Annotated in this window: 4 protein-coding genes; all 4 read left to right on the top strand. The window is 42.7% G+C overall.

Annotated features, from left to right (window positions below; all coding sequences use genetic code 11):
- Positions 1–627: 627 nt before the first annotated feature.
- Entirely contained in the window at positions 628–1,509 is an 882-nt protein-coding gene (locus AB6E30_RS22120) for an NAD(P)-dependent oxidoreductase (protein WP_004733521.1), read from the top strand.
- A 1,078-nt stretch (positions 1,510–2,587) separates the two neighbouring features.
- The gene (locus tag AB6E30_RS22115) at positions 2,588–4,459 is read left to right on the top strand and encodes a methyl-accepting chemotaxis protein (protein WP_102320524.1); all 1,872 of its coding nucleotides are present in this window, start codon (positions 2,588–2,590) and stop codon (positions 4,457–4,459) included.
- Between the two features lie 237 nt (positions 4,460–4,696).
- Positions 4,697–6,445 carry a polysaccharide lyase family 7 protein gene (locus tag AB6E30_RS22110; RefSeq protein WP_372105273.1) on the top strand — a complete coding sequence of 583 codons (1,749 nt, stop codon included), beginning with the start codon at positions 4,697–4,699 and terminating at the stop codon, positions 6,443–6,445.
- A 421-nt stretch (positions 6,446–6,866) separates the two neighbouring features.
- Complete coding sequence (locus AB6E30_RS22105) at positions 6,867–8,435, top strand: polysaccharide lyase family 7 protein (protein WP_372105271.1); 1,569 nt, start codon at positions 6,867–6,869, stop codon at positions 8,433–8,435.
- The last annotated feature ends 462 nt before the right edge of the window (positions 8,436–8,897 follow it).

Below are 8,897 nucleotides of genomic sequence, written 5' to 3'. Positions count from 1 at the left end.
TACCGATGTATTGTTGAACGCGAAATGTACAGCAAAGATCAACACGCCCTAGTTAGTAAGTTGGATAAGTCAGTTAAGTTGTATTAGTTGGCAACCCCATCAGTTTGAAAGAAAACTAAATGGCCAAGAGATCAATCGCTTCTCGATGCAAAGCCAATAGCTCGATGGCTGAACCTGGAAGCTGATACATACAAACGTCAGGCGTGTACTTAGCCACGATGCTTAATGAAAGGTGCAGGAGTCGTATGCGAGACCCGCATTTATCGCTCTGTTAAAAGAATAGGGCGCCAACCCCTTTTTCGTAAAAACTGATATGACTTACTTCTGAGTGAACGGTCTAATCACTGGCTGAGTAGGGGAGTCGTGAACTATACATAGGTAATGGCGTAGCTTGTGCTTACTAATCGTATGACATTTAACGCATGTTATTTCATCAATAGACGGTTTTTAAACTGGCAAATAGTTCCTGTAAGTACAAAGCGTGACCCATATTTTCTCGTAAAGTGAACCCCCGTCACAACTTACGTCTAACCATTAAATCAATGCCCTAAAACTATTGCGTAACGAGAAAGACGTAGTTATTATAATGAGCATATAATCATACAATACTATATTTGGAGTTTGAACATGACTAAACCTGTAATCGGTTTCATTGGCCTAGGTCTTATGGGCGGCAACATGGTTGAAAACCTGCAAAAGCGCGGCTACCACGTAAACGTAATGGATCTAAGCGCTGAAGCTGTTGCTCGCGTTACAGATCGCGGCAATGCGACTGCATTCACTTCTGCTAAAGAACTAGCGGCTGCAAGTGATATCGTTCAGTTTTGTCTTACAACTTCTGCTGTTGTTGAAAAAATCGTTTACGGCGAAGACGGCGTTCTAGCTGGCATCAAAGAAGGCGCAGTATTAGTAGACTTCGGTACTTCTATCCCTGCTTCTACTAAGAAAATCGGCGCAGCTCTAGCTGAAAAAGGCGCGGGCATGATCGACGCACCTCTAGGCCGTACTCCTGCACACGCTAAAGATGGTCTTCTGAACATCATGGCTGCTGGCGACATGGAAACTTTCAACAAAGTTAAACCTGTTCTTGAAGAGCAAGGCGAAAACGTATTCCACCTAGGTGCTCTAGGTTCTGGTCACGTTACTAAGCTTGTAAACAACTTCATGGGTATGACGACTGTTGCGACTATGTCTCAAGCTTTCGCTGTTGCTCAACGCGCTGGTGTTGATGGCCAACAACTGTTTGACATCATGTCTGCAGGTCCATCTAACTCACCATTCATGCAATTCTGTAAGTTCTACGCAGTAGACGGCGAAGAGAAGCTAGGTTTCTCTGTTGCTAACGCTAACAAAGATCTTGGTTACTTCCTTGCTCTTTGTGAAGAGCTAGGTACTGAGTCTCTAATTGCTCAAGGTACTGCAACTAGCCTACAAGCTGCTGTTGACGCAGGAATGGGTAACAACGACGTACCAGTAATCTTCGACTACTTCGCTAAACTAGAGAAGTAATCGACGTACGACCTCGCTAGGGTATTGCCTGTCTTTTTAGGCGGCGATACCTCAGCGAGGTTCGTTTTTATCTGCTATACCCAACCCTTTGTTCCCTCGTTAAACTCTTCTACTTCTACTTCTACTTCTACTTCTACTTCTACTTCTACTTCCTCAGCTACACCTACTCAAAACTCTGTTCAACTTTGTTACTGCCTCAATTCCTATTTTTGTTTCTATATCTATATCTATATCTATATCTATTTGTAAATTCAAAGCCTTCTAGCACCAACTCACTCACTTTTCCTCGCAAGCTTAAACCAGTGCACTTAACTGATTGTTGGCGATGGCTTAACACCGCTCGTATATCGGGTCTGAAAAGAAAGTAAAAAAAACCCACACAGCTGGTGACTGTATGGGCATGTTCGGACGAGCCGTCTGGAAAAACAAATGATCAATAGCAAGTGAAAAAACGAATAACGAGATCCCCCGACAGTTTCTACGTTAAACGCGTTCAATGACCTTAAAGCGGCTGCTTCAATTATCACTTTGAATTGAACAAAAGCATCCAGAAAGAACTTAAGTTATGATTCAAATACACCATAACTTAAGGCTTATTGTATTACAAATAAATTTTAATATTGAATGCCTTTAGTGAATGGTTAGTTGGTAGAAGTGTGAGTTAAGACTCATTTTTGCATACTATTAGGTAGCGTGGGGCAGTAAAATCTGGTGATGATAATTATCGACAGAAATATGACTTTTCACTATGAAATTGGACGTTTTACAAATTTATAGTGATTTTATTCAATGAGATGAAAGTCAAAACGCATAAATGATAACTATGTCACAGGGCTATTTTAGCCAGTTTTAATATATCAAGATTGCTCACAGAATGATCGGTCAATTAAGCATACAATATTAATTAAATTGATGGTTGTGACGATGGAACGGCATGAACAAGTTTTGCTTCCCGTATCTTCGAATATCTAAAAAATGACCATTTCATTCGGATAAAAATAATAGACATAGGTTGATATGGATTATGAGTTTTATGAATTCAAAATTGTCTCTAGGGTTTAAAGGAAAATTGATTTTAATGGTGGCGATCGTCAGTTCCAGTGCCTTGGCATTTACGAACTGGTTCACGCTTAACTTGGCGACTGATCAAGTAAACCAAACGATTTATAACGAGATTGATCACTCGTTAACGATAGAAATTAATCAGATTGAAAGCACCGTCCAGCGCACCATCGATACGGTCAATTCCGTTGCACAAGAGTTCATGAAATCCCCATACCAAGTACCAAACGAAGCGCTGATGCATTTTGCCGCTAAGCTCGGTGGTATTGACAAGATTGTAGTGGGTTTTGATGATGGTCGTTCTTATACTTCTCGTCCTTCAGAGTCTTTCCCAAACGGTGTTGGAATCAAAGAAAAATACAACCCAACGACTCGTCCTTGGTATCAACAAGCGAAATTGAAATCAGGTTTATCTTTTAGTGATCTGTTTTTCACCAAGAGTACTCAAGTACCTATGATTGGTGTGACTTACACCTATCAAGATCGCGTCATCATGGCAGACATTCGATTTGATGATTTGGAAACTCAGCTTAAACAGCTGGACAGTATCTACGAAGCCAAAGGCATTATTATCGACGAGAAAGGGATGGTGGTCGCTTCAACAGTCGAAAACGTACTTCCGCAAAGCAATATATCTTCTGCAGATACTCAGATGAGACTCAATAGTGCCATTGAACAGCCTGACCAATTCATTGAGGGTGTGATTGATGGCAACCAGAGAATTTTGATGGCCAAGAAAGTGGATATTGGCAGCCAGAAAGAATGGTACATGATATCTAGTATCGATCCTGAACTCGCGCTCAATCAGTTGAATGGCGTGATGTCGAGTGCGCGTATCCTTATCGTGGCATGTGTGCTTGGCTCGGTGATATTGATGATTTTACTGCTGAATCGCTTCTACCGCCCAATCGTGTCACTGAGAAAAATCGTCCACGATCTATCTCAAGGTAACGGAGACCTGACTCAAAGGCTTGTTGAGAAGGGGAATGATGACTTAGGGCATATCGCCAAAGACATCAACTTGTTCATCATTGGTCTGCAAGAGATGGTTAAGGACGTCAAATTTAAGAACTCGGATCTCGATACTAAGGTACTGAGTATTCGTGAAGGTTGTAAAGAAACCAGCGATGTACTGAAAGTTCACACTGATGAAACGGTTCAAGTGGTCTCTGCAATTAACGGCTTATCTGAAGCATCAAACGAAGTCGAGAAGAGTTCTCAGTCGGCGGCAGAAGCAGCAAGAGAGGCCGCTGTGTTCAGTGATGAGACGAAACAAATTAACACCGTGACGGAAACCTATATCAGTGATCTTGAGAAGCAAGTCTGCACCACCTCTGATGATATTCGCTCAATGGCGAATGAAACGCAGAGCATCCAGTCTATCGTGTCTGTGATTGGAGGAATTGCGGAACAAACTAATTTGCTGGCATTGAATGCGTCAATTGAAGCGGCGAGAGCGGGTGAGCATGGCCGAGGTTTCGCGGTGGTTGCTGATGAAGTCCGTGCGTTAGCCAACCGAACTCAAATCAGTACTTCTGAAATTGATGAAGCGCTGTCTGGCTTGCAGTCTAAATCAGATGGTTTGGTTAAATCGATTGAGTTGACCAAAAGTAACTGTGAAATGACGCGTGCCCAAGTGGTTCAAGCGGTAAATATGTTGGCCAAGCTAACGGAACAGATGGAAACGGTAAGTCGTTTTAATAACGATATTTCGGGTTCGTCTGTTGAGCAGAACGCCCTTATTCAGAGCATTGCTAAGAACATGCATAAGATTGAAAGCTTTGTTGAGGAGCTTAATAAGCTAAGCCAAGATCAGTTGATTGAATCAGCAGAAATCAAAACACTTAACGGCAGCGTTAGTGACTTGATGAGCAGCTTTAAGGTTTAACTTTTCTAATATTTATATTTAAAAATCAACATACTAAGTTTAGTTGTTGATCTGAGAGCCACTCAATAGCTTGCGAGTTTAGAGTGGCCTTTCTGCGTTTTTCTTGAGTCTAACTCTACGCAATACTCATTCATCCCACTTCATTTGCCGCATCTCACATTCTGATAAATATATAATTGACATAAAATAGTACAAATATACATTGTCACTCTATTCTTATGGATAAGTGAGATAAATGTGAATAAGCCAATCTTCGTCGTAGTACTCGCTTCGCTTACGTATGGCTGCGGTGGAAGCAGCTCCAGTGACAGCAGTGATCCTTCCGATACCAATAACCCAGGAATGCCCGCTGGTGTTGTTGCTCCCTATGATATTACCAAGTATCAAAACATCCTTTCCAGCTCAGATCTTCAGGTCTCTGATCCTAATGGAGAGGAGGGCAATAAAACCTCTGAAGTCAAAGATGGTAACTTCGATGGTTATGTCAGTGATTATTTTTATGCTGATGAAGAGACGGAAAATCTTATCTTCAAAATGACGAACTACAAGATGCGCTCTGAAGTTCGTGAGGGAGAAAACTTCGATATCAACGAAGCGGGCGTAAGGCGCAGTCTGTATGCGGAAATAAGTTTGCCTGATATTGAGCATGCCATGGCGAGTTCTCCCGCTGATCATGATGAAGTGACGTTGCTGCAGATACACAATAAGGGGACTGATGAGAGTGGTACGGGTTATATCCCTCATCCGCTATTGCGTGTGGTTTGGGAGCAAGAACGAGATGGCCTCACAGGTCACTACTGGGCAGTCATAAAAAACAATGCCATTGATTGTAGCAGCGCTGCTGACTCTTCGGATTGTTATGCCACGTCATACAAGCGCTACGATTTAGGTGAGGCGGAATTGGACAGTTTTACCAAATTTGATCTTTCTGTTTATGAGAACACACTGTCGCTCAAAGTGAATGATGAAGTAAAAGTGAATCAAGACATCGCTTACTGGCAGCATTTATTGAGCTACTTCAAAGCGGGTATCTATAACCAATTTGAGAATGGTAAAGCGATTGCTTACTATCAGGCGTTGAGATACACCACGACTCAAATCGATGGATCAAACGATTGGGACATTAATGATTGGAAGCTGACTATTCCACCGAGTAAGAATGATTGGTATGGAAGCGGTGGTGACAGTGCTGCTGAGTTAGAACCAGAACGTTGTGAATCGAGTAAAGATCTTCTTTCAAATGACAGCGATGTGTACGACAGTGATATTGATCTTTCTTACTTCAATACTGATGAAGGAAGAATGCACTTTAGAGCGGATATGGGATACGGCACCTCTACCCAAAACTCTAGCTATATTCGCTCTGAGCTCAGGGAGTTGTATCAAAGCAGTGTTCAACCGGATTGTAGCACCAGCGATGAAGATACCAGTTGGTATTTGGACGACACTAGAACGAACGCTACCAGTCACGAGTTAACCGCAAGCTTGCGAATTGAAGATTACCCGAACATCAACAATCAAGATCCAAAAGTGGTACTTGGACAAATCCATGGTTGGAAGATCAATCAAGCATTGGTGAAACTGTTATGGGAAGGCGAGAGTAAGCCAGTAAGAGTGATACTGAACTCTGATTTTGAGCGCAACAACCAAGACTGTAATCATTGTGACCCGTTCAGTGTCGAGTTAGGGACTTATTCGGCAAGTGAAGAGTGGCGATATACGATTCGTGCCAATCAAGACGGTATCTACTTGGCGACTCATGATTTAGATGGAACCAACACCGTTTCTCATTTAATCCCTTGGGGACAAGATTACACAGATAAAGATGGGGACACGGTTTCGTTAACATCAGATTGGACATCGACAGACATCGCTTTCTATTTCAAAGCGGGCATCTACCCACAATTTAAGCCTGATAGCGACTATGCGGGTGAAGTGTTTGATGTGAGTTTTAGTTCTCTTAGAGCTGAACACTATTTGAATTAGCTAACGTTTGAGTAACAACAATGACTGCTTTAAAGACCATATTGATTCCTAACAATGTGGTCTTTTTTTAACTGCTGCGACACTGTTAAATGAGATGTTCTGAACGATAAATGCTCTGCTCGAGTGATGCACATTCTCACCATTACCGCTCGGATTTTTCGCCCTTGATAGCCCATTTCGCATTCTAAATTTTCATATGTTGTCTTTTATCAATAGGAAGTGTGATCCAGTTAAAGTATGGAAAAAGCGAAAAGTGTTCCCAGTCTCATTTATTCAACGAAGTGTTTTATTTGTATTATAAGATTACGTAATATTTTTGTGTTATCGCAAATACTGAGAGAGAAAACGCCTTATAGCTCGTGTTTGCCAATTTATCTTTCACTTACGAACGCTGTCTTTGTATTATAATAATGGATTAGATATGAAACAAATTACTCTAAAAACCTTACTCGCTTCTTCTATTTTACTTGCAGTTGGTTGTGCGAGCACGAGCACACCGACTGTTGATTTCCCAAATAACAAAGAAACTGGTGAAGCGCTTCTGACGCCAGTTGCTGTTGCCGCTAGTAGCCATGATGGTAACGGACCTGATCGTCTCATTGACCAAGACCTAACAACACGTTGGTCATCTGCGGGTGACGGTGAGTGGGCAATGCTAGATTATGGTTCAGTTCAAGAATTTGATGCGGTTCAAGCATCTTTCAGCAAAGGTAACGAGCGCCAGTCTAAATTTGATATTCAAGTAAGTGTCGATGGTGAAACCTGGACAACCGTACTTGCAAACCAACTGAGCTCAGGTAAAGCGATCGGCCTAGAGCGTTTCCAATTCGAGCCAGCAGTGCAAGCGCGCTACGTAAGATACGTTGGTCACGGTAACACCAAAAATGGTTGGAACAGTGTGACAGGGTTAGCTGCGGTTAACTGTAACATTAACGCATGTCCTGCTAGCCATATCATCACTTCAGACGTGGTAGCAGCAGAAGCAGTTATTATCGCTGAAATGAAAGCAGTGGAAAAAGCACGTAAAGATGCGCGCAAAGATCTTCGTTCAGGTAACTTTGGTGTAGCAGCGGTTTACCCTTGTGAGACCTCAGTTGAATGTGACACACGCAGTGCACTGCCAGTTCCGACAGGCCTGCCAGCGACACCAGTTGCAGGTAACGCGCCAAGCGAAAACTTTGACATGACGCATTGGTACCTATCTCAACCATTCGACCATGACAAAAACGGTAAGCCTGATGATGTTTCTGAGTGGAACCTTGCAAACGGTTACCAACACCCAGAGATCTTCTACACAGCTGACGATGGTGGTCTAGTCTTCAAGTCTTACGTGAAAGGTGTTCGTACCTCTAAAAATACTAAGTATGCGCGTACAGAGCTTCGCGAAATGATGCGCCGTGGTGACCAGTCTATTAGCACTAAAGGTGTTAACAAGAACAACTGGGTATTCTCAAGCGCACCTGAGTCTGACTTAGAAGCTGCTGCTGGTATTGATGGCGTTTTAGAAGCAACGTTGAAAATCGATCACGCAACAACAACAGGTAATGCGAACGAAGTAGGCCGCTTTATCATTGGTCAGATTCACGATCAAAACGATGAACCAATTCGTTTGTACTACCGTAAACTGCCAAACCAAGCAACGGGTGCGGTTTACTTCGCACACGAAAGCCAAGACGCAACTAAAGAGGACTTCTACCCTCTAGTGGGCGACATGACGGCTGAAGTGGGTGACGATGGTATCGCACTTGGCGAAGTGTTCAGCTACCGTATTGACGTTAAAGGCAACACGATGACTGTAACGTTAATGCGTGAAGGCAAAGACGACGTTGTACAAGTGGTTGATATGAGCAACAGCGGCTACGACGTAGGCGGCAAGTACATGTACTTCAAAGCCGGTGTTTACAACCAAAACATCAGCGGCGACCTAGACGATTACTCACAAGCGACTTTCTACCAACTAGACGTATCGCATGATCAATACAAAAAGTAATCTAACCGAATAACACTTAATATTTAAGTTATCGCAATAGCCTCCAGCCTCAGGGTTTGGAGGCTTTTTTGTGCCTGCTGTTTAGGTAGAGGAAATATTAGGCCGTTAAATAGATCAAGTAGAGGGCTAGTGGTTGGCCTTGGTGCTCAGTTCTAAATTTGCCTCCCTATCCTTTGCTCAATCTTCAATACAGCTTCCCATTCGCCTCACGTGCCTATCTTAGTAAATAGCGGTTACATGCAATGATACTGGGAACGATAAGCTTAGGTCGCTCGTACGAGCTTGTATTTACACATGAAGTATTCTCAACCACTCATGGCTAGGTGTTTAAGGTTGGTTTTTAGAACGTGATTAATCCTAACCCTATGTAAACAGGTTAGTTTTCTTGGTTTCGATGTAGGGAGGAGCCCTATCTGGCAGGGTAGATGTCACTGTTAAAATTTAACCAGTTTGGGCGATAAA

It is taken from the genome of Vibrio sp. 10N.247.311.12, assembly GCF_041467515.1.
Classification (GTDB): Bacteria; Pseudomonadota; Gammaproteobacteria; order Enterobacterales; family Vibrionaceae; genus Vibrio; species Vibrio crassostreae_C.
Note: the sequence above shows the minus strand (reverse complement) of the source record. Positions and strands in the feature narration are given on the sequence as shown.

Bases quoted from the DNA above. Each gene is read 5' to 3' on its own strand.
- AB6E30_RS22120 (WP_004733521.1), top strand. From the start codon at position 628: ATGACTAAACCTGTAATCGGTTTCATTGGCCTAGGTCTTATGGGCGGC.
- AB6E30_RS22115 (WP_102320524.1), top strand. From the start codon at position 2,588: ATGGTGGCGATCGTCAGTTCCAGTGCCTTGGCATTTACGAACTGGTTC.
- AB6E30_RS22105 (WP_372105271.1), top strand. From the start codon at position 6,867: ATGAAACAAATTACTCTAAAAACCTTACTCGCTTCTTCTATTTTACTT.